Annotated in this window: 19 protein-coding genes; 3 read left to right on the top strand and 16 right to left on the bottom strand. The window is 50.4% G+C overall.

Annotated elements, in window-relative coordinates; genetic code table 11:
* Window positions 1-3: 3 nt before the first annotated feature.
* From KCG55_RS02620 to KCG55_RS02545, 16 genes are all read right to left on the bottom strand, one after another.
* The gene (locus tag KCG55_RS02620) at window positions 4-1,905 is read right to left on the bottom strand and encodes a polysaccharide biosynthesis protein (protein ID WP_254323312.1); all 1,902 of its coding nucleotides are present in this window, start codon (window positions 1,903-1,905) and stop codon (window positions 4-6) included.
* Window positions 1,906-2,014: 109 nt separating this feature from the next.
* Window positions 2,015-3,190 carry a DegT/DnrJ/EryC1/StrS family aminotransferase gene (locus KCG55_RS02615; protein ID WP_254323311.1) on the bottom strand — a complete coding sequence of 392 codons (1,176 nt, stop codon included), beginning with the start codon at window positions 3,188-3,190 and terminating at the stop codon, window positions 2,015-2,017.
* Entirely contained in the window at window positions 3,183-3,962 is a 780-nt protein-coding gene (locus tag KCG55_RS02610; RefSeq protein ID WP_254323310.1) for a formyltransferase family protein, read from the bottom strand. Before KCG55_RS02610 ends, KCG55_RS02615 begins: the two co-directional genes overlap by 8 nt.
* Before the next feature lie 13 nt (window positions 3,963-3,975).
* On the bottom strand, window positions 3,976-4,668 hold the full coding sequence (locus KCG55_RS02605) for an HAD family hydrolase (RefSeq protein ID WP_254323309.1): 693 nt from the start codon (window positions 4,666-4,668) through the stop codon (window positions 3,976-3,978).
* The gene (locus KCG55_RS02600; RefSeq protein ID WP_254323308.1) at window positions 4,661-5,635 is read right to left on the bottom strand and encodes an ATP-grasp domain-containing protein; all 975 of its coding nucleotides are present in this window, start codon (window positions 5,633-5,635) and stop codon (window positions 4,661-4,663) included. Before KCG55_RS02600 ends, KCG55_RS02605 begins: the two co-directional genes overlap by 8 nt.
* Window positions 5,622-6,239 carry a sugar transferase gene (locus tag KCG55_RS02595; protein WP_049333552.1) on the bottom strand — a complete coding sequence of 206 codons (618 nt, stop codon included), beginning with the start codon at window positions 6,237-6,239 and terminating at the stop codon, window positions 5,622-5,624. The genes KCG55_RS02600 and KCG55_RS02595 overlap by 14 nt, the downstream gene beginning before the upstream one ends.
* The gene (locus KCG55_RS02590) at window positions 6,232-7,404 is read right to left on the bottom strand and encodes a glycosyltransferase (RefSeq protein ID WP_254323307.1); all 1,173 of its coding nucleotides are present in this window, start codon (window positions 7,402-7,404) and stop codon (window positions 6,232-6,234) included. Before KCG55_RS02590 ends, KCG55_RS02595 begins: the two co-directional genes overlap by 8 nt.
* A 13-nt stretch (window positions 7,405-7,417) precedes the next feature.
* On the bottom strand, window positions 7,418-8,488 hold the full coding sequence (locus tag KCG55_RS02585; protein WP_128580227.1) for a glycosyltransferase family 4 protein: 1,071 nt from the start codon (window positions 8,486-8,488) through the stop codon (window positions 7,418-7,420).
* Complete coding sequence (locus KCG55_RS02580) at window positions 8,485-9,795, bottom strand: O-antigen ligase family protein (protein WP_254323306.1); 1,311 nt, start codon at window positions 9,793-9,795, stop codon at window positions 8,485-8,487. Before KCG55_RS02580 ends, KCG55_RS02585 begins: the two co-directional genes overlap by 4 nt.
* Before the next feature lie 42 nt (window positions 9,796-9,837).
* Window positions 9,838-11,265, bottom strand: coding sequence for an oligosaccharide flippase family protein (locus KCG55_RS02575; RefSeq protein ID WP_254323305.1), 1,428 nt, complete (start codon window positions 11,263-11,265; stop codon window positions 9,838-9,840).
* Window positions 11,266-11,433: 168 nt separating this feature from the next.
* Window positions 11,434-12,741 (bottom strand): nucleotide sugar dehydrogenase, encoded by a 1,308-nt coding sequence (locus KCG55_RS02570; RefSeq protein WP_128580224.1) that lies wholly within the window; start codon window positions 12,739-12,741, stop codon window positions 11,434-11,436.
* 575 nt (window positions 12,742-13,316) lie between these two features.
* A complete protein-coding gene (gene ribD, locus KCG55_RS02565; RefSeq protein ID WP_254323622.1) occupies window positions 13,317-14,420 on the bottom strand; it encodes a bifunctional diaminohydroxyphosphoribosylaminopyrimidine deaminase/5-amino-6-(5-phosphoribosylamino)uracil reductase RibD in 1,104 nt (367 codons plus the stop codon).
* Between the two features lie 14 nt (window positions 14,421-14,434).
* Window positions 14,435-14,887 carry a transcriptional regulator NrdR gene (nrdR, locus tag KCG55_RS02560; RefSeq protein WP_070584707.1) on the bottom strand — a complete coding sequence of 151 codons (453 nt, stop codon included), beginning with the start codon at window positions 14,885-14,887 and terminating at the stop codon, window positions 14,435-14,437.
* Window positions 14,888-15,085: 198 nt separating this feature from the next.
* A complete protein-coding gene (locus KCG55_RS02555; RefSeq protein ID WP_254323304.1) occupies window positions 15,086-15,928 on the bottom strand; it encodes a class II glutamine amidotransferase in 843 nt (280 codons plus the stop codon).
* Window positions 15,929-16,061: 133 nt separating this feature from the next.
* Complete coding sequence (locus KCG55_RS02550) at window positions 16,062-16,898, bottom strand: PHP domain-containing protein (protein WP_254323303.1); 837 nt, start codon at window positions 16,896-16,898, stop codon at window positions 16,062-16,064.
* 60 nt (window positions 16,899-16,958) lie between these two features.
* Window positions 16,959-19,346, bottom strand: a complete 2,388-nt coding sequence (locus tag KCG55_RS02545) for a penicillin-binding protein 1A (RefSeq protein ID WP_254323302.1) — start codon at window positions 19,344-19,346, stop codon at window positions 16,959-16,961.
* A 153-nt stretch (window positions 19,347-19,499) separates the two neighbouring features.
* Between KCG55_RS02545 and pilM the strand changes: the two genes are divergently transcribed.
* From pilM to KCG55_RS02530, 3 genes are read left to right on the top strand one after another with little or no spacing between them, the layout of a single operon-like run.
* Window positions 19,500-20,591, top strand: a complete 1,092-nt coding sequence (gene pilM, locus KCG55_RS02540; protein ID WP_070825873.1) for a type IV pilus assembly protein PilM — start codon at window positions 19,500-19,502, stop codon at window positions 20,589-20,591.
* A 4-nt stretch (window positions 20,592-20,595) separates the two neighbouring features.
* Window positions 20,596-21,219, top strand: coding sequence for a PilN domain-containing protein (locus tag KCG55_RS02535; protein WP_107867828.1), 624 nt, complete (start codon window positions 20,596-20,598; stop codon window positions 21,217-21,219).
* The gene (locus KCG55_RS02530; RefSeq protein ID WP_254323301.1) at window positions 21,219-21,890 is read left to right on the top strand and encodes a type 4a pilus biogenesis protein PilO; all 672 of its coding nucleotides are present in this window, start codon (window positions 21,219-21,221) and stop codon (window positions 21,888-21,890) included. The genes KCG55_RS02535 and KCG55_RS02530 overlap by 1 nt, the downstream gene beginning before the upstream one ends.
* The last annotated feature ends 1 nt before the right edge of the window (window position 21,891 follow it).

The raw sequence follows: 21,891 nt of genomic DNA, 5'->3' as shown, positions 1-21,891 counted from the left end.
TGTTCAGACGGCCTTATTGTTTTGTTGCCAAACCAAGTCGCAGATACCGTCTTTAGGTACGAAGCCTGTCGGTGCGCGCAACAGAAGCTGGCGCAGGCTGTTTTGGTCGCTTTGGAGACAAGCGGTTTGGAGTTCCGACAGTATGTCAGATAATTGCATCCATGGAAGCATTACTTCACTGGCGGTCATAATACGGGGATGAGTGGTTTTTTGCACCTCGTCTCCGATGAGCAGTTCTTCATAAAGTTTCTCGCCCGGGCGCAGGCCGGTAATCTTGATTTCGATGTCGCCGTGGGGGTGTTGCTCGTCTTTCACTTTGAGGCCGCTGAGGACAATCATTTGACGGGCAAGGTCGATGATTTTGACGGATTCGCCCATGTCGAGGACGAATACGTCGCCGCCTTTACCCATTGCGCCGGCTTGGATAACCAGTTGCGCCGCTTCGGGAATGGTCATGAAGTAGCGGGTAATGTCTTGGTGGGTCAGGGTAATCGGGCCGCCTTCGGCAATTTGTTTTTCAAATACAGGGACAACGGAGCCGGACGAACCCAAGACATTGCCGAAACGAACCATGCAGAAGCGTGTTTTTTGTTCCGGCTCGGCGGCAAGGGCTTGCAGGCAGAGTTCGGCCATGCGTTTGCTGGCTCCCATGGTGTTGGTCGGACGGACGGCTTTGTCGGTGGAAATCAAAACAAAGGTGGAAACGCCTGCATCTACGGCAGCCTGTGCGCAGCAGAGTGTGCCGAACACGTTGTTTTGAATGCCTTCGATGGTGTTGAACTCGACCATTGGAACGTGTTTATAGGCTGCGGCATGATAAACGGTGTCGACGTGATAGGCCTTCATGATGCTGCTAAGGCGTTCTTTGTTTTGAACCGAGCCCAAAAGCGGTACGACTTCGACTTGGCTGCCTTGCGCGGCTTGGGTTTCACGCAATTCTTTGTCTATGCTGTACAGGGCAAATTCGGACAATTCAAACAACAGCAGTTTGGTCGGACGGCAGTTGAGAATCTGACGGCAAAGTTCGGAGCCGATAGAACCGCCTGCACCGGTCACCATCACGACTTTGTCGCTGATGTCGGCACTCATCAATTCAGGGCGCGGTGCCACAGGGGCGCGGCCGAGCAAATCGACCACAGAGATTTTTTTCAATGAGCTGACGTTGATTTTGCCGTCGACCAAATCTTTCATGCCCGGAATGGTCAGGACTTCGCATTTGTATGCTTCGAGGCGGCGGATGATGTCTTTGCGTTCTTCCGGCGTAGAACTTGGAATCGCCAGCAAGATTTTGCGGACGCCGTAGCGGCTGATCAGCATCGGGATTTCGTTGGGGTTGTGGACGGCCAGGTCATAGATGACGGTACGTTGGATTTTCGGGTTGTCATCGACAAAGGCAATGGCCGAATATTCGTTAACCTGTTTGATGGCTTCCAACAACTGGCGGCCGGATTGGCCTGCGCCGTAGATGATGACGGGTGTCATTTGTTTGCGGTGATGGTCGGTCAGAATCGCACGCAGGATCATGCGCGAGCTGGTGACGCCGACCACCAAGACCAAGAAATAGACGATGGGCAGGGCAAGGTGCAGTTTTTGTTCAAAAATCAGGGTGGTCAGGCAGAACAAGACTGCTGAAATGATGCTGCCGAATGCGGCGGCGGTCAGGACGCGGATGCTGACGAAGCGCGTGACGGCGCGATAGAGGCCGATACGGATGAAAAGGATGATGGTCAGCACAGCGGTGCTGCCGAAAGCCAGCCAGTTGGCGATACTCAACCATTCGTCGGAATATTGCACTTTGAGGCTTTGGGCAAACCAAAACGCCACGAATATCATCAAGATATCGTGGATGACGAAGAAGGTTTTTTTAAGGTTGCGCGGCAGAGCCAGCAGGGTTTCCAAGTTCATTTTATATTTCTTGTGTCTGAGTGTTGTAATGTGGCTTGGTATGGATTGTTTGAAGCAGGCTATTTTATTTTTTTCAGACGGCCTGAAGTTGCAGGCCGTCTGAAAATGATTATGCCGTGGCTTCAGTCAATACGGCTTCGATGTTTTCTTTGCAGAACGCAATTTCTTCATCGGTCAGGGTTGGGTGGACCAAGAACATCAGGCTGGTGTCGCCCAACTCGACGGCGTTTTTCAAACGCTCTTTCGGACGCCAAGGCGTGTTGTCGAAGGCTTTTTCCAAATACACTTCGGAGCAGCTGCCTTGATAGCATGGGACTTTGCGCGCATTCAGTTCGTTGACGATGCGGTCGCGCGTCCAGCCGTCTTTCAGGTGTTCGGGTTTGACAAAAACGTAGAACTTGTATTGCGCGTGTTCGATGTAATCGGCTACTTCGACCAAACGGATGCTGGCAAATTTGCCCAAGCTTTCAGCCAGTTTGGCGGCGTGTGCTTGACGGCGTGCCGTCCATTCGGGCATACGTTTGAGTTGGATGCGACCGATGACTGCCTGCATTTCCATCATGCGCCAGTTGGTGCCGAAACTTTCGTGCAACCAGCGGAAACCGGGTGCGTGTTCGCGGTGGTACACGGCATCATAGCTTTTGCCGTGGTCTTTGTACGACCACATTTTGCTCCACAGTTCTTTGTCGTTGGTGGTCACCATGCCGCCTTCGCCGCCGGTGGTCATGATTTTGTCTTGGCAGAACGACCATGCGCCGACGTGTCCGATGGAGCCGACGGATTTGCCTTTGTATTTCGCACCGTGCGCTTGGGCGCAGTCTTCGATAACCCACAAATCATGTTCTTTTGCCAAGTCCATGATGCCGTCCATTTCAGCAGGCATACCGGCGAGGTGGACGACGATGATGGCTTTGGTATTCGGTGTCAGTGCGGCTTTGATGGTTTCCGCGCTGATGTTTTGGCTGTTCAAATCCACATCGGCAAACACTGGATTTGCACCGGCAGTCACGATACATGACGCGGAAGCCAAGAAAGTGCGCGAAGTGACAATCACATCATCGCCTTGGCCGATGCCCATTGCTTTGAGGGCTACGTCCAAAGCCAACGTACCGTTGGAAAGGGCAACGGCGTATTGTGTGCCGACAAAGGCAGCAAATTCTTTTTCAAATTCGCGACATTCCGTACCTGTCCAGTAGTTGACTTTGTTGGACAGCAGGACTTTGGAAACGGCATCGGCTTCTTCTTGAGTAAAGCTTGGCCATGGGGAGAGTGATGTGTTAAGCATTTGTTTTTCCTGCGAAAAGACTGGTTGAGCCTTTGGGGGCGATTTCTTCCAGCAGTTGACGGTTGATCAGGGTGTATTTCTGACCGTTGATTTCGACGTATGCGCCGTCGTAAGGCGGGAACCAGAAGGCGCGGATTTTCTTCTCGATATTATCGCCGTCGCGGATTTGCTTCATGGCTTCCATTTCGTCACGGCTGACATAGCGGCCACCGATGTTTGGCGTGGTCGGTAATTTGGTTTTCGACTCGATGGCGCGGGTGATGATGCGTCGTGCGAAATCTTCCAATGCCTGCATGGTTTTGCGTTCGAGCGATTGGGCGGTTTCTGTTTCAGCTTCGATAGGGAAACGGTCCACTTCGATAATTTCACCGGTATCGATGGAAGCATCGACGTAGTGGGCGGTATTGCCCCATGCGTTCAGCTCGTCCATGATGGCCAGGTTGTAGCCGCCAGTACCTTTGTATTCGGGTAACAGCGCAGGGTGGAAGTTGATCGTGCCTAAAGTCGGAATGCTCAGGAATTCATCACGCAGCTTGCGCCAGTAAAGGACGGACAAGCCCAAATCGTATTTCAGACGGCCTTCTCGCATTGCTTCCAAAGCCGTATCGAAGGTGTACAGGGGCAAGCCCAATTCCTGTGCGGTAGCCGTGGTCGGCGAGCCTTGCAGATGGCTGTCGGTCAAGACACCGACGATTTCGATATGGTCTTGTTTGGTCAAAAAATGAAGCAGGTTGGCGGAAACCTGTTTACGACCCATAAATAAGATTTTCATGGAGAAATGTCCCTTATGCATTTGCTTTTTCGGTGGCGGAAGTTGTCAGTGTAGTCAGTTCTTCCAGGGTGTTTATCCAAAGGGTGGGCTGGTATTCACGACCGTATTGCTCGGGCTCGGCTTGATGAATATTGTGCGGCTTAGGCATGATGCCTATGGAGAGCCAACCCAGTTTGTTGGGTGCGACAAAATCTTTTTTGATGTTGTCGCCGATGTAGATGAAACGTTTTGCAGCCGGATATTTGTTTTGCAGGAAGACAAAACGCTTATTGTCGGGTTTTTCCGATTGCATGGCTTCCGAAATCAAAATGTCGTCAAACAAATCGGTCAAACCCAAGGCCTGTATTTTCAAACGCTGTGTCAGACTGCGGCCGTCTGTAATCAGGGCGCGTGCGGCAAAAGGGCGCATCAGCTTCCGCAAAAAAGACGGTTCGACATAGGGTCGGATAACAGGCCTGTGTAGTCGATATTGCCACAAAAGTGATTGTTTCTCTAGTTCGTTTAATTTGCAATGATGACACAAATTATCGAGCCAGTCTTTACTTTTATTGTCTGCAATTTCATTTAGTACGTCGGCATCGTATTGCGGGTAAAGCGACGTAATTATCCCTACAACTGCCTGTATTCCGGAGCATTTGTAGTCGTACTCAGAGTAAAGCGTATCGTCAAGATCGAAGACGATGACGGATTCTTCCGGCTTAATCATGTTCTCTTACCAAAACCTTAGCATCGTAACGAAGCATGATTAAATTGTTTTCCCAGTCGTCGGAGAAAGGGACGTCTTGGCCGCCGATGTATTCTTGAATCAGCCAGCCCGGATAGTTGCCGCCTGCGGCGTAAGTCAGCGGGAAACCGCCGCCGAAACGCGGGTTGATTTCCACGCCGTAGGTCGTGCTGTCGGTTTTGCTGACGAAGAATTGCGCGGTAATGCAGCCGCGTGCGCCTTCCAATACGGCCATTTTTTCAACCAGCTCTTCATACAGGGCATTGCGTCGGGTTGCGCCTTTGCTGACTTCACCGGTACGCACTTCCAAACGTTCGCGAGGAATGGCGCATTTCAGACGGCCTTGACGGTCGTAATACATATCGACGGTAAATTCGGAGAAAGTATTCTCGATATCGATGTATTGGGCGAACATCATTTTCGGGTCTTCGGTAATGTCGACAGTCAAATCAGCCGGTGTGTTAATTTTTTTCGCACCGATGGCGCGGCTGCCGTCATAAGGCTTGGCAAAACATGGGAAAACCAGGCGGTCCCGTTCGTAAATTTCAGGCGAACGGATGCCGTATTGTGCAAACAGGCCTGCGGTCAGGCGTTTGTCGCGGCACAGGGTAATCAGTTTTGCATCGGAAATGACAATATGTATTCCTTCAGCTTCAAAACGATCACGTGCTTCGGCCAGTTTGAGCAGCTCGGTATCGATGGTTGGCACAATCAGACCGATGTCGTGTTGTTGGGCCAGCTCGAAAATGCTGTCAATGTATTCGGCTGCATCGATGCGCGGTACGCTGAAAGCGCGGTCGGCAACATGGCAGGCAGAAGACATGTGGGGATTGAGGTCAGTAGCAAAAACGCCGATGCCGTCTGAAAAACGTGCGGCTTCGGTTTGGAAGTCCTGCACCAATTCGACACGGCGACCTGCCGACAGAATCAGTATGTTATTTTTTTTCATCAGTTTTATTACCCGTGAAATAAGGCATGGTGGCTTCTCCTTCGGCTGAGATGCCTTCTTTGACGAAGACTTTTTTAACCGTCAGGAACAAAATTTTGATATCCAGCCAAAAGCTGAAGTTGTCGATGTACCAAACATCGTGGGCGAATTTTTCATCCCATGAAATGGCGTTGCGGCCATTGACTTGCGCCCAACCGGTCACGCCCGGTTTCATTTCGTGGCGGCGGTTTTGGAAGTCGTTGTACAACGGCAGGTAGTGCATCAGCAGCGGACGAGGGCCAACTAGACTCATCTCGCCTTTTAAGACATTCCATAATTCAGGAAGTTCGTCCAAACTGGTGGCACGTAATTTTTTGCCGAAATCGGTCAGGCGTTCGCTGTCCGGGAGTGGGTTGCCGTCTTTATCGATCGCATCGCGCATGGAGCGGAATTTGATCATTTTAAACGGCTTGCCATCCTTGCCCGGCCGCTCTTGGATGAAGAACACGGGCGAGCCTAGGTTTTTGCGGATGAGGTACACCAAAATCAAAAACACAGGCGACAGGATAATCAGCCCTGAAGCGGAGGCAACAATGTCAAACAGGCGTTTGAAAAATTTATTCATGAGCTAATCTTTCAATCAGGTTGACGATTTTTTGATAGGCAACGTCGCGTTTGAAGCGGCGGACGATTTCTTCGGACTGAACGGGATCGTTTTTGCGCTTCAAAATATCTTTGGCGGCTTGAACAAAACCGTCCACATCGCCGGAACGGTAGTTCGCATGCGGCAGCAGGGTAAGGACTTCGGCAACTTCGTCGTTGACCTGGCTGTTCAGAATCGGTTTTTGCAAAGCCATATAGTCGGAGAGTTTGTTGGTAATCGACTGCATGGCGTAAGAATGGATGGCGTTGACGGAAATATCGCAGCCTTTGGCGACGGACATCATTTCGGCGTAAGGAATGTAGCCGTAAAACTTGATGCCGTCGCAGGCGTATTGTTTGAGCCTGTCCAAATCGGGGCCGCCGCCCATGATGTGCAATTCGACGTTTTCGCCGGCGTCCAACAGCTTGCGAACGCCTTTGCACACGGTTTCCACGTCATAGCTGTAACTGAGCGTGCCCAAGTAGAAAAAGCGGGTTTTGTCGTCGCCGAAATTTTTGGCAGGCGCGGCATCGAGTTTCGGAAAATCCGCGCCGATATAGACGACTTCGCCGGGTACGTTCGGATTGGCTTCTTTGGCACGGTCGAGATAAGTCTGCGATACGGCGACCAGCGCGTCGGCGTAGCGGTAGGCTTGGTTGGCGCGTGAAGCAAAAGGCAGCAGGTTGTGCGGTACTTTTTTCAAAAAAGGTACGACCGAGGAGAAGGACTCCGGCCATACGTCCTGCACATCGACAATCAGCTTGTAGCCCAAACGCGCTTTGTGTTTGCCCAAGAGCAGGTTGGTGGCAATCAGCGGATAGGCGGAAAAGACGACGTCTTGTTCGCCCGGACGGCAGTTTTCCAACCATTTTTCAAAATGTTTGACGAAGCGGTGATGGCTGGTCACGCGCCCTAAAGACACGTTTTTGCTGTATCCGCTTTCTTCCAACAACATCACTTTCAGACGGCCTTGTGAAGCGGCCTCGGCATCTTCGGGCCGTCTGAAAGATTTGTCGTAGTGTTTGAAATTGCTGGTAATCAGCAATACGTCATGCGACTGCGACAACAGCTCGGCAAGATACCAGAAGCGGTTGAAATGCGGCTCGGACGGCAGCGAGCAATAAGGGGCGACGATGGTAATGTTCATGTTTCAGACGGCCTTACATTTCGTACGCAGCCATGGTGGTGCGGTAGATTTCGTCGTCGGAGCATAAAGTTTCGACGTGTTTGTGCAGGGCTTTGCCCATTTGACCGCGCAGCTCTGGATGCTTGATGAGTGTATCGACGGCTTCGATAAACGCTTCGTCATCGCCGAAAGGAATGCAGTAGCCGGTTTGGCCGGTGATGACCATTTCGGAAATACCCGCCATGTTGTAGGTCACGACAGGCGTGTCGTAAAGGCCGGCTTCCAAAATATTGTTGCCGACACCTGCGCCGTGGTCGCCTACGCAATGCGGCGTGTTCACCAAAATATCGACTTCTTTGAAGTAGCCGGTCAAGTCGCGGACGCCGCCGAGGAAGGTGACTTTGTCTTCAATGCCCAAACGTTTGGCTTGGGCTTTGAGGTTGTCCATTTCTTCGCCGATACCTGCAACGTTGAGGCGTACAGGCATACCGCGGTCAACCATTTTCTTCAAAATATCCAACATCAGATGCACGGCGCGGACGGTGTCCAAACGGGAAAGCGTGCCCAGTTGGACATAGTCTTTGACCGTTTTTTCAGGAACGAAATCCGCTTTGTGCAGGGCGTTATAAGTGTAGGTGATGCGGTTGGCAGGGAAACCGTAACGGATAAGTTTTTCGCGTTCGTGTTTGCAGTTGCCGATGATGTACACGCCCAGCTTGTCGAAAAGCTTGGCAATTTTCGGATAAGTTTCCGGGTCAAGGCCGCGCGCGTGGTAGAACACTTTGGTTTTCGGAGAGGCAAACTTGGCCGCAATGGCGCAGGCCGGAACGATACGCGCCATTTGGCAGTGAATCACATCGGGCTTCTCTTTTTTCAGCAGTTTCATATAGGCAAACATGCCTTTGACGTAACCTAAAAGACCGCCTTGGTAAAAATCAATCGGCTGCCAACGGATGCCCAATGCTTGCGCTTCCTGAATCAAAGGGCCGTCTGAAGAGGCCAATACGATATCGTGTCCGCGTTGTTTGAGCAGGCGGCCGAGGCGGAAAGTGGCATTTTCAGTGCCACCGAGGCCGGACATGGAGGTAGTCAGGATGATTTTCATGATGGTTTCTTCGTATCGTATAGTGTTTCGTTGTATGCGTAAGCGGCCATATTTTTCAGCTTGGGCGCAACAAATACGCTGTAAATAAAAATCAGCAGGCAGGGCAGCCAAATAAACGGCATACGCAAAATGGTGGACGGAATAAAACCGGCCAGCAGGAAAATACCCAAGGCAACCCAAGCCAAAACGCGCGATTTGCCTGTTACTGCGCGGCTTGAGGCAATGTAGAGGAAATAAAATGCCACAAAAGCAATAAAGCCGAGTAAGGAAATCATGCCGAAACCCAAATACAACTCAATGATGAAGCTGTGCGGGTTTTCAAAGCCCAAGCTGCCGCTCAAATGGCCGCCGAAATATTCGCGGAAGTTTTTAGGACCGTAGCCGGTCAGCAGCAGGGGAGGATTATTCCAGAAGTAGTTGTAAATCTCCTGACGGTAGGACACGGAGTTGTCGCTGCCCAAGTCGTACAGGAAGAGGTACACGCGGCTGGAAAAACGTTCTAAGAACTGGTTGCCGTTGAGCGACAGCAAAAATTCCGCAATCGCGCGTGACGGAATCATCGACAACACCAAAGCCAGCAAACCAGCTACGCCGACTGTAATAAAACCGTTTTTGCGATAGGCTGTATAAACCAGAAAAATCAACAGGTAACAGCCGATGGCGGTACGCGATACGCTGGCGAAAATGGCCATGCCCAACAGTAGGAACAAACCCCAGCCCAGTAGTTTTTCTTTGTGTTTCCGTCCTTGGAGTTGGAAGAAAAACAAAATGGCAGGGGCAAGGCAGACTGCGGTGGCGGCAAGGTTGTTCGGGTTAAAGAACAAGCCTTTGAGCGAGCCTTCGTCAATAGCCAACTCATCGCTGGCACTCACAAACTGAATCCCGGTGGCCAGCTCTACAAACGGCGGTACGGCGATAAACAGCGTAAATACGATGAGGAACTTCTGAATTGTCCCCAAAGGGTCGTCGGCGCGTTTCAATACTTGGTAAAACAAGTAGAAGAAAGCCGGAACCGCCATAAAAAACAAAATATCCATGTACTGCGTCGGCGTCAGCGACGTAATGCCCATGTGGATGGCAGGCCAGATGCACATGGCGGTCAGGGCGCAGAGCATGGCAAAAATCTTGCGCGGAATATGCTTGCTTTCTAGAAAAAATACGACAAAACCAAGCAGTACAAATATCAGGGTCAGCGGGTTGTCGATACGCGGCACGCCGACCTTAAAGGACAGCGCTGGCCCCAGCATATAAGCTGCGAGCATGATGTATAGGATGTAAGTGTATAAGTTCAGACGTTTTATTTTCATGGTCGTTCTGTTGTTATCGTAGAGACGTGAATCTCAGGTTGGCTATTTTGCCGAACGGTTTAATTTGGATTTGATTTTTTCGGTCGCGGCAAATAGTGCGTGTTTGTATTTTAGGAACAGGAAACCCAGTCCGACTGCCCATGCCAGCGCAAACCAAATGTAGTTGTCGCGCGTACCCAGCCAAGTGTAGGCAAGGCAGATTATCAGGCAGAGCGTTGAGTTGGTATAAATCTTCAGGCGCGGCAAAGGTTGCCACAGGCGTGAAGAGAATTCGGTTTTAAAGATGAAAAACAGCCAAAAAGCCGTTGCGCTGGCCATAGCCGCGCCTTTTGCACCGAATTTCGGTACCAGCAGATAGAGCAGGGCGGTATTGGCGATAAAGGCAACGATGTTGATGACGGTAATCAGCCAAGTCGAGCGGACGACGTTCAAACCGATGCCGCTGACTTCGGTCAGCGTGTAAAACAGGGGGAAGAGCATACACGAGAGCAGGATAAATTGAACCTGCGTGTATTTTTCCGGCAGTATCCAAGTCGCCATCGGCGAGAAAATCCCGATGAGGCAAATCATTGCGCTGATGAGGACGGTCATGGAAAGCGTGATGTCGCCGATTTTGTCCAGATTGGTTTTTTCTTCTACCCATTTGAACACCAAAGGCGCCCAAATAGTGGAAAACACGCTTTGGAAAATCAGGGCGACGGCGCCAAAGCTGACCGCCATCGAGTAAATGCCCAATTCGTCCAAACCTGAGATGTCTTTGAGGACGAAGCGGTCAATCGAAGTCAGGCCCCAATAGGCCAAGTTGCCGAATGCCAGCGGCAGGCCGTAGCGCAGGCCGTCCCGATGTAGCTCGGACGACCATTTCGCATGGGAAACGGCTTTCAGGTCTCGGCGCAGCTGATATATCAACAGTACAACAGTCAGCACTTGGGCTGCGGTGTAGGCAAAAACCAGCGAAGTGGTATTGGCAGGCAAGCCGGAAGCAATCACGGCAAAAACCAACACCAAAATCAAGAATTTCGGCGCAAGCTGGCTGACGGAAAAAGCCAATGCCTGCTCTTTCATCCGCAAAATCAGAGCTAAAAAACGGGTAATCAGCGTGGTGGCCAAGAAAATCAGAAAGAGAATCCCCAAATTTGCACTGGGGATGTCAAAAATGATTTCAGACGGCCATGATGCGTTTATCAGTAACGCTAAAACCACAACTGCCACAGTCAGAATCAATGGCGATAAAAAAACGGATTTGAACAGCGCAGCCTTGTCTTTAACGGCGTAATAGTCGCGAATATAGGATTGATCCAGCCCCAAGCCCAAGAGCAGAATGCTCAGTCCGGCAATGGTCTGCAAGAGTACGATACGGCCGATGTCTTCCGCAGGGAAGTACCATGAGATGAGTGGCAGGGAAAGCAGGCCGAAAGCGGCGCTTCCTACCGGGCCCAATGCATAGCCGAGGATTTTTTTCGCGTTCATATTATTTGTTTTCAGACGGCCAGAAGTTCGAGCTGAGCGTTTTTCGTAAGGTATGTGTTGTTACCGTTGCCGGTTTGCCAAGGCCGTCTGAAAAACAAATGGCCTTGGGAAACCGGCCGCCGTCCCGGTCGGGGAAACCGGAGGCAGCCGGATGCGTCTGAAGCAAGACTATGCTTTGATGACTTTAGGATTTTTTACTGGGAATTTGCCGCGGGTATCGACAATCAGCTTGGCATGTTCGGTAATCATGTCATAGTCGAATTTGTCGTGATCGGTGGTCAGAACCACGCAATCGTATTGGGCGACAGTTTCAGGGGTCAGCGCTTCGCTCTTCAGGTCGAAGTAGTGGTGGCCGGGGATGTGCGGGAACTCTGGAACGTGTGGGTCAGAGTAGGAAACCACTGCGCCCAGTTTGTGCAGGCGGTCCATCACTTCCACAGACGGGCTTTCGCGCATATCGTCCACGTTTTTCTTGTAGGCGATACCCAATACCAAGATTTTGCTGTCTTTGATAGAACGGTTGTGGTCATTCAAAGCCAGGCCGACTTTTTCGATAACGTAGTCAGGCATATGGGAGTTTACTTCGCCGGCCAATTCGATGAAACGAGTGTTTACGCCGTATTCGCGTGCTTTCCAAGTCAGGTAGAACGGGTCGATAGGGATACAGTGGCCGCCCAAGCCAGGGCCTGGGTAATAAGCAACGAAGCCGAATGGTTTGGTTGCAGCGGCATTGATGACTTCGTGAATGTCGATGCCCATTTTGTCGGCAACGATTTTCATCTCGTTTACCAGGCCGATGTTTACGGCGCGGTGGATGTTTTCCAGAAGTTTGGTCAGCTCGGCAGCTTTGGTAGAGCTTACTGGAACAACTTTATCGATGGCAGGTTGGTACAGCGCAAGGCCGACTTCCAAACAAGCAGGGGTATGGCCGCCGATGACTTTGGGAATGGTACGGGTTTCAAAGTTAGGGTTACCCGGGTCTTCACGCTCAGGAGAGTAAACCAAGAACACGTCTTGACCGACTTTCAAGCCGCCTTCTTCCATGCGCGGCAGCAATTCTTCTTCGGTAGTGCCGGGGTAGGTGGTGGATTCCAAAGACAACACTTGACCGGCGCGCAGGTAAGGTTTTACCGCATCGGTAGTGTCAATCACAAAGCTCATGTCCGGCTCGCGGTATTTGTTCAGCGGAGTCGGTACGCACAAAATGACGGCTTCTACTTCGCCAATACGGGAGAAGTCGGTCGTTGCTTCAAACAGGCTGTTGGAAGCAGCGGCAATTTTGTCGGAAGGGATATGCTCAATGTAGCTTTCGCCTTTGTTGAGCTTGTTGACTTTGTTGGTGTCAATGTCGAAACCCAAAACTTGGTAACCGATATCCACATAGCGCAACATCAGTGGTAAACCGACATAGCCTAAGCCAACGATGCCGATTTTTGCGGTCTTATCGGCAAATTTTTGTATCGTAATGTTTTTCATGATGTCTTTCGTTTAATGAATGAGTAAATCGGGAGTGTTTTCCCGATGCCTGAGTTGTTTGCTGCAACCGCATAGCCATAGCCGGCTGCCGTATCGTGTGAAGCCTTAAAAACCATACTTATAATTACATTAGACAAAATCATAAGCACTTATCAGATTCGTCTCAATCGGAAAAGTTTAACGGTCGTTCAGACGGCCTCTGTGGTATGGAAACGGTATTTTTGAATATTAAATTTTTAGAAGTCACATTCAACTACATGTTTTGAATTTAGATATTGCTTTGTCAAATGCATGGTTCATGAAATTAAACTACCGTTTATGCCGTTTAAAACCCTTCTAGAATAAAAACTTTTAATAAATTTTCGTGGCTTAACTTATCTTAATAATCCATTATTTCGTGATGAAAAAAAGGAAAATTTGTCGACAATCAGCTTGAGGATGGTTGACTCAAGTCAAAGTTTTAAATTGGAATACGCTATAGTCATTATAATATATCGACGAAAAAAGCACATTTATTGCTATATAAATGATATATAAATTCTATTGAAAATGGTTTAGCTATTAAACTAAGGCAATTAGACGGATTTTTTTCGGAGAACCCATTTAATGTCCTGCCCGATGATTTCCACCGATTGACTTTGCCAAGGGCCGTCTGAAAGTAGGGCGGCCGGATTTTCAGGAAGGGAGAAAAGAGGTTTGCCTGCGCCTAACAGTTTCGGTGCTTGGTAGAGGACAATTTCATCCACCAAGTCATCCTTCAGGAAGGCTGAAGCAAGTGTTGAGCCGGCTTCTACCAGAACTTCGCCAAAGCCAAGCTCTGCCAGTTGCGGCATGAGGGAGGAAAGATTGATGCGGCCGTTAATGTGTTCGGACGGCCTGATGATGCGGACATGTTCAAATGCGCTTAGAGCCTGCAAACGTTGTTCGTCTGAGGAAAGGGTAACGATAACGGTCGGGCTGTCGGTATCGGTAACGAGGTGGCAGTCCAAAGGGATTTGCAGTCGGCTGTCCAAGACGATACGCGCAGGTTGACGCAGGGTGGAGAAGCTGCGGACGTTGAGTTTCGGGTTGTCGGCAAGTACGGTACCGATACCGGTCAAAACGGCGCAACTTTCGGCACGGAGAATTTGTACGTCTTCGCGTGCTGCTTCGCCGGTAATCCAAAAGCTGCGGCCGTCTGAAAGGGCGGTTTTACCGTCCAAACTGGCGGCGCATTTGAGGCGGACAAACGGTCTGCCACGTTCGATACGCGACAGGAAACCGCGGTTGAGTTCGCGCGCCTGCGCTTCTAACAAACCGCTTTCGGTACGGATTCCGGCGGCTTCCAACATAGACAAGCCTTTACCTGCAACCAATGGGTTCGGATCGGTCATAGCGGCGACTACGCGCGTTACGCCGGAATGAACCAGCGCTTCGGCACATGGCGGTGTGCGGCCGTAATGGCTGCAAGGTTCCAGCGTGACATAGGCTGTTGCGCCTTTTGCCGCCGCTCCGGCCTGCCTCAACGCATGAACTTCAGCGTGCGGCTCGCCTGCTTTGACGTGGAAACCTTGTCCGACGATTTGGGCGCCGTGTGCAATCACGCAACCGACGCGGGGATTGGGGGAAGTAGAAAACCGCCCAAGCTTGGCCAGCTCGAGGGCGGTTTGCATCATTTGGGTATCAAGTGCGGAAAACATGGTTTCAGACGGCCTTATTTGGCTTTGCATTCGGCGATGACTTGGGTGAATTCGGAAACGTCTTTAAAGCTTTTATAGACGGACGCGAAGCGGACATAGGCAACTTGGTCGATTTTTGCCAGCTCTTCCATCGCCATTTCGCCGACGATGCGCGAAGCGACTTCTTTTTTGCCCAAACGGTAGAGGCGCTGCTCGATAAGGGCAACGGTTTCATCGATTTGTTCTTGCGTGACAGGGCGTTTATGCAGCGCGCGCTCAAGGCTGGTCTGCAGTTTGTGCGGATTGAAGGGAACCCGTGTGCCGTTGGATTTGATGACTTGCGGCATCCGCATTTCAACGGTTTCAAAGGTGCTGAAGCGTTGTCCGCATTCCAAGCATTTGCGACGGCGACGGATGCTGTTGGTGTCTTCCAACCATCGCGAGTCGGCTACTTGTGTGTTGGGGTGTTGGCAAAACGGGCACTTCATCGGGTTTCCTTGTCATACGCTCGGCAAGGTCGCTAAGCAATTGAATTTATTGTTTGTGACCTATTATTGTAGCGGATTGCGCTATTTTCGTATAGTAAAGGCTTTTCGCTGGATTAAGTATAAAAAGGCCGTCTGAAAGGGCAACTTGAGCAAAGTTGGGCTTTTCAGACGGCCTTGAGTTTTTCAGTCAATCAACCGTTAAACCGATACGCCAACGGCACGGGCGATTTCCAAACCTTCTTCCGCACTCATATAAACCGGATTTTCGGGGCGGTCGCTGAGGACAATGTCGCCGTCTTGAAACATCACCAATTCATTGACTGCCAACTGCGACCAAGTTTCATCGCGGGTCAGGGGCAGGGTGGCGATGACGGAGACCTTATCGTTTGGCGTGGTCACTTCGGAAAAATCGACCATCACGTCATCGTCCAGCAGACGTGCTTTGCCAAACGGGGCTTTGCGCACGATGTAGTGCAGTAAGGTACTGGCATGGGCAAACAGGCAGTCGCCGTTGGACATTACAAAGTTGAACAAACCGTAGCGGCGGATTTCATGGGTCAAGCCGGCAATGGCATCAAACAAAACTTCAGGTTCGGGTTTGGTGGCAAAGCGGCTGCGCAGGCGGTTGAGGATAAAGCAGAACGCGCGTTCGGAATCGGTTGAACCGACGGCATGGTAGTACTCGCCCTGCTCGGGGAAAAAATCAATCAAATGGCCGTTGTGTGCAAACAGCCAATATTCGCCCCACATCTCGCGCATGAAGGGATGAGTGTTTGCCAATGAGGTCTGGCCTTGTGAGGCCTTGCGGATGTGGGCGATAACGTTTTCAGATTTGATCTGATAGGCGCGTACCAGGTCGGCAACGGGCGAGTTGGCGCTGGGTTTGTCGTCGTGAAACAAGCGCACACCTTTGCCTTCAAAAAAACCGATACCGAAGCCGTCGGCGTGGTAATCGGTAATGCCGCCACGGCGGCGGAAGCCTTCGAAAGAAAATATGATGTCTGTGGGAGTGTTGCAATTCATGCCGAGTAGTTGGCACATGGCGTTAACCTTTTTTCCGAGTATTTATAGGGTCATTATGGTGTATCAGGCAGGCAGTTTCAATATGTAGAGTGTGATATGTTTATAACTGTCTCATACTTGGCGGGCCGTCTGAAAAATTGCTGTCAAAAATTCAGACGGCCTTAAAGTGTTCCCAGACCGGGCGGCATTGTTCGGGTAAGTCGGGGCAGGCGCCGAGTATGCCGCCGCTGAAGTCGTTGGGGCGGTGGAAGTCGCTGCCTGCGCTGGCGAGAAAGTCGAAGCGGTCGGCAAGCAGGGCATAGTTGAGGCGGTCGTTTTTGCAGCAGTTGCCGCTGTGTACTTCAATCCCTGCGCCGCCGAGATTTTTAAATTCTTGAAACAGGTTTCGTTTGGCGGTGGCGGATAATTCATAGCGCATCGGGTGGGCGATAATGGCCATGCCGCCCGCGCCTGTAATCGCGGCTACGCAGTCTTCCAGTGTGGTCCATTCATGTCTGACGGAACAGGATTTGCCGTCCCCCAGATATTTGGTAAATGCCTGCTGTTTGTTTTTGACATGGCCTTCGCGAATGAGGAATTCGGCAATGTGGGTGCGGCTGGCCATTTCTTTATTGGCAGCCAATGCCAGCGCGCCTTCATACGCGCCTGTGATGCCTTTTTTATCCAGTTTGGCCGCAATGGCTTCCAATCGTTTCAGACGGCCTTTGCGGACTTCAGCAAGCAGGTTTTGCAGGGTTTCGTTGTGTTCGTCAAAGTCCAAGCCGACAACGTGGATGGTGCGGCCGCGCCAAGTGACGGATATTTCCACGCCGTTGACGAAGGGGAGGCCGAGGGTATCGGCTTCGGCGCGAGCTTCGGCCAGTCCGCCTGTGTGGTCGTGGTCGGTCAGGGCGAGCAGGGTGCAACCGTTTTGATGGGCGAGTCGGACAACTTCGGTTGGGGACAGCATGCCGTCTGAAACGGTTGAATGGCAGTGTAAATCAATCATGGTTTTGCTTTGAATTTTCTCAAAAAAGGCCGTCTGAACGTTTCAGACGGCCTTGATTTGTTAGAACAGAGAGTCCAGTTGTTGTCTGTTATTGTTGCCGGTATTGCTTGGAGGAACTGGGGTTTCGTCTAATTCTTCACGGGCTGGCGCATTGCCGCTCTCGGTACGGCGGCGGTTTTCATTCGGAACGGCACGATGGGCAGGACGCGGAGCAACGCCGCTGTTGTCCAAGGCCAGGTCGGAGCTGGTGGTCATGCGTTCGCGCATATACACTTCGCCGCCGTTTGTAACCACGCCTTCAGGTGCTTTCATCGGTTTGACGCTGGTGCCTTTCAGGGCGAAGCGCATGTATTCTACCCAAACCGGTACGGCGATTGTACCGCCGTAGCCTGCACGGCCCATGCTGCGCGGTTTGTCAAAGCCGATATAGACGGCAGTCACAATGCTAGGGTTGAAGCCGACAAACCATGCGTCTTTGTTGTCGTTGGTGGTACCGGTTTTACCGGCGATGTCGGAGCGGCCGAGTGCGGCTGCACCGCGTGCGGTACCGACACGGACAACGTCCTGCATGATTTTGTACATAATGTAGGCGTTGCGCGGGTCAATGGCTTGAGGTGCATTTTCACCGGCTACCAAAGGTTGCATTTGCGCCTTCAGACGGCCTTGACTGTCGTAGATTTTATCGATGACGTGGGCAGATACTTTGTAACCGCCGTTGGCAAAGACGCTGTAACCTTCTGCAATACGCAACGGCGTGGTTTCGCCTGTACCCAAAGCCATAGACAGGCTGGCAGGAATTTCAGACGGCTTGAAGCCGAAGCGTTGGATGTATTGTTGCGCGTAGCCGATGCCGATAGACATCAGGATGCGGATGGACACCATGTTTTTCGAAGCGGTCAAAGCCTGGCGCAGCGTGATGTAGCCGGAATAGCGGCCGTCTGAATTTTTCGGGTTCCACGCTTTGCCGTTTGCACCTTTACCCGGCAGGGAAATCGGCGCATCGTTAATCATGGTGGAAGCAGTCATGCCTTTTGCCAAAGCGGCGGAATAAACGAACGGTTTGAACGTCGAGCCGGGTTGGCGCATGGCTTGAGTTGCACGGTTGAAGGTTTTGCTGTGGTAGTCATAGCCGCCGACCAATGCACGGACTGCACCGGTTTTCGCATCTAAAGACACCAATGCGCCTTGCAGCAAAGGCTCTTGAACGACGGTAAAGGTATCGCCGCTGCCTTTAACGCGAATGACGGAGCCGCGACGGATACGGTCTTCGCCCATTTTTTCGTTGTTGACGGCACGGGCGGCAAAGCCTAAAGCGTGGCTGTTCAGCGTGACTTTACGGCCGCTCGGCAACTGAATCTGTACACCTTTGCGTGAGGCTTCCAAGACAACCGCCGGAATCATTTTATCGACGGTGTAAAGTGTAGAAAGATATTGGCTGACGGTTTCTTCTACGTTGTCGCTTTTGCTCAGATCAATGTAGTTTTCTGCACCGCGGTAGCTGCTGCCGCGGTCGAAATTGCGCAGAACTTTACGCAGGGCTTCGGTAGCCACGCGCTGGTGTGCGGTATCGACGGTGGTATATACCTTGAAGCCTTGTGTGTAGGCATCTTCGCCGTATTTTTCAAACAGCTCTTGACGCACCATCTCGGCAACATACAGGGCATTTTGGTCGATGTTTTGTACAAAACGCTCGTAATGCAACTCTTCTTTCAAAGCCTGATCGCGTTGCTGCAGGGTAATCATGCCTTCTTCCAGCATATTGTTCAGAATATAAGTCTGACGCAATTTGGCACGCTCAGGGTTCACAATCGGATTGTAGGCAGAAGGTGCTTTAGGCAAGCCGGCCAACATGGCGGCTTCGGCCAATGTTAATTCGTTAACATTTTTATTGAAATAAATTTGGGCGGCGGAGGCAAAACCATAAGCGCGTTGACCCAAATAGATTTGGTTGAAGTACAGCTCCAAAATCTTGTCTTTACTCAAAGACTGCTCGATTTTGTAGGCCAGCAGGGCTTCGTTGAATTTACGGGTGAACGAACGCTCGCTGCTCAGGTAGAAGTTTTTGGCAACCTGTTGCGTAATCGTACTGGCACCGGATTGAACACCGCCGGCCATGACGTTGCCGATTGCGGCACGCGCAACGCCCCAAACGTCCACACCCCAGTGGTCGTAGAAGCGTTTGTCTTCGGCAGCAATCACGGCGTCTTTCAAAATTTTCGGGAAGTCGCCGATTTTGGTAAATTCACGCCGTTGTTCGCCGTAAACGCCAATGACTTGGCCGTCTGAAGAATAAATCGTCAGCGGCATTTTTGGTTTGTAGTGTTGTAAAGAGTCCAAAGACGGCAGTTTTGGATAGGTTACCAAAATTGCAATTGCAATCAGACCTACACCGAAAAGAGCCAGTCCTAATAAGAGACCCATGCAGGTCGTTATAATCTTTTTAATCATGACTAAGTAATAATTTTGCCATTAATGGCGATAAATAAAGTAAAATGGGAAACGATTTCTATCAGCCACAGTCAATACTGTGTAAAGAATAAGAAGTCCTTTACGGATAACGAAACAGTTACTCACTCCTAAATGATACAGGGAAGTCAAATCATGCGCTTATTTAAAAGCACGAAGGATACCAAAACAGGCAAGGCTTCTAGCGGATTGAACAACCGCTCTGCCATCGGCGTCGACATCAGCCAACATGCCATTAAGATGGTACAACTGACAGGCCGTAGTTTAAACCAAATTCAGCTGGAAAAATACGTTATTACCAAATTGCCTAAAAATATTGTCAAAGGCAACAAAATTCAAGACTACGATCAGCTTGCTACTTACATCCAACATACTTACACACAATTACGCAGTTCTTGCAAAAATATTGTTGCGGCTGTGCCACAAAATTTGGCGACAGTCGAGCAAATTATTTACAACCCGCGTGATACCGATTTGGATTTGGAAGAGTTTGTCGAGGCGGAAGTCGGCCAATTTGCGCCTATTGAAGAAATGAACTACGACTTTCAAGCCGAAGAAGTCGGTTCGGGCCAGCATGTTTTAGCTGTTGCCGCCAAAAAAGACGATGTCGAGCCGCGTATTGAAATGTTTGAAAATGCGGGTTTGCCTTTGTCTGCTTTGGATTTGGACTTGCTGGCGCAACGCAATGCCTTTGTTTATTGGATGAATACGCATGCTCCCGAAATGGCAGAGGAAAAAGTTGCCGTGTTCGGCATTCATGCGACGCAAATGTATGCCCTGATTTTGCAAAACGGCCGCATTCTCTACAAACAAGAAACACCGGTCAGCACTGAGCAGCTCAATCAGCTGATTCAGCGTACTTATCAGGTAACGGAAGAAAAAGCCGCGCAAATGATGGCTTCTCAAAACAAGCCTTCCGACTACCAGTCTCAGATTGCCGACCGTTTTAATGTACAGGTTGCGCAAGAAGTTCAGCGTGTTCTGCAATTTTACTATACCACGCAGGCCACTGATTCTTTCGCCAATATCAAACACATCCTGCTGACCGGCTTTACAGCGCAACAGGCAGGTTTGGCAGAAAGCATTTTCTCGCAAACCAATACGGCAACAGAATATCTGCATCCGATTTCATATGTGGAACGCAGTGCAAAAGTAGAATTGCCGCAGTTTCAAATTGATGCGCCGTCACTGACTTTGGCGTTCGGATTGGCATTAAGGGGACTTTGAGAACATGATCGAATTAACCAGAATCAACCTTCTTCCGTATCGGGAAGAGATTAAACAGCGCAAGCAGCAGCAATTCAAAATATTGATGCTTGGTGCTTTTGCAGTGGGTTTGGGCTTGGCGGCCGCTACTTATCTCGGTATTGATAGCGCCATTAGCAATCAAGAAGGCCGCAACAACTTCCTGCAAACCGAAATCGACAGACTTGATAGAGAATTGGGCGAAATCGATAAACTTCAGCAAGAAAAAGAAGCCTTCTTAGCTAAAAAGCTGAAAGTTGAAGAGTTGCAGGAAAAACGCTATCAAGCGGCTTATATCCTTGATTCTTTGAATGCGCTTACGCCCGATAATACTTATTTGACTGCGTTGGAAGCAGAAAGCCCGACCAGCTATAAAATCAGCGGCCATGCCATCAGCGACAATAAAATCGCCGTTATGATGCGCTCCCTGCCAAGTACAGGTATTTTCTTGCAGCCTGAATTGTTGAGCATTAAAAAAGTAGATAACTACCAAGAATTTACTTTGAAATCTTCAATCAACCAAGTAAATACGCCGGCTCCTGCACCGACTGCCCAAAGCAGCGGTGAAATGGCCGAACCTGTGGCAGAACCTGCTCCGGAGGCTCAATAATGGCATCTAAAAACCTGAAACAATTGGACGTACAAAACCTGTACCTGCTCAATATGCCTTCAAAACTTTTGCTGGCAGGTTTATTGATTGTCGGTATATTGGCTTTGGGCTATGTCGGCGTATTTAAAGATCAGATTGAAACCTTGAATACGCAGGAAGCCAAAGAAGAAGAGCTGAAGGAAACCTTTACGCGTAAAAGCATTCAGGCGGCAAGCTTGAATAATTTGAAGGCTGAATTGGCTTCGATCCGTTCTGCATTTGATGTTTTGTTGAAACAATTGCCGACCGACGCGGAAATTCCGAACCTGATTCAAGAGCTGCATCAGGCAGGTTCAACCAACGGACTGCGTTTGGACAGCGTTGCGCCGCTCCAACCTGAAAACGATGGTCCGATTCAAAAACTGCCTTATCAGATTTCCATCACAGGCAAATACTCTCAGATCAGCCAATTTACCCGTGATGTAGGTGATTTGTCGCGCATTATTACTTTAGATTCCTTGAAACTCGTGAACGTAGGCGAGGATAAAGAAGGCAAAGGCAATAAAGGCGAGTTGACATTGAGCGCGATTGCGACGACTTACAAAGCCCGTCCGGCCGAAGAGATTGCTGCCGAATTGGCTGCGCAACAGGCACAAGAAGAAGGCAAACCTGCCGAGAATGAGCAAAAATAAA

The organism is Neisseria subflava (assembly GCF_024205745.1).
Lineage (GTDB): Bacteria > Pseudomonadota > Gammaproteobacteria > Burkholderiales > Neisseriaceae > Neisseria > Neisseria flavescens_B.
This window is presented reverse-complemented; position numbering and strand designations above follow the sequence as displayed.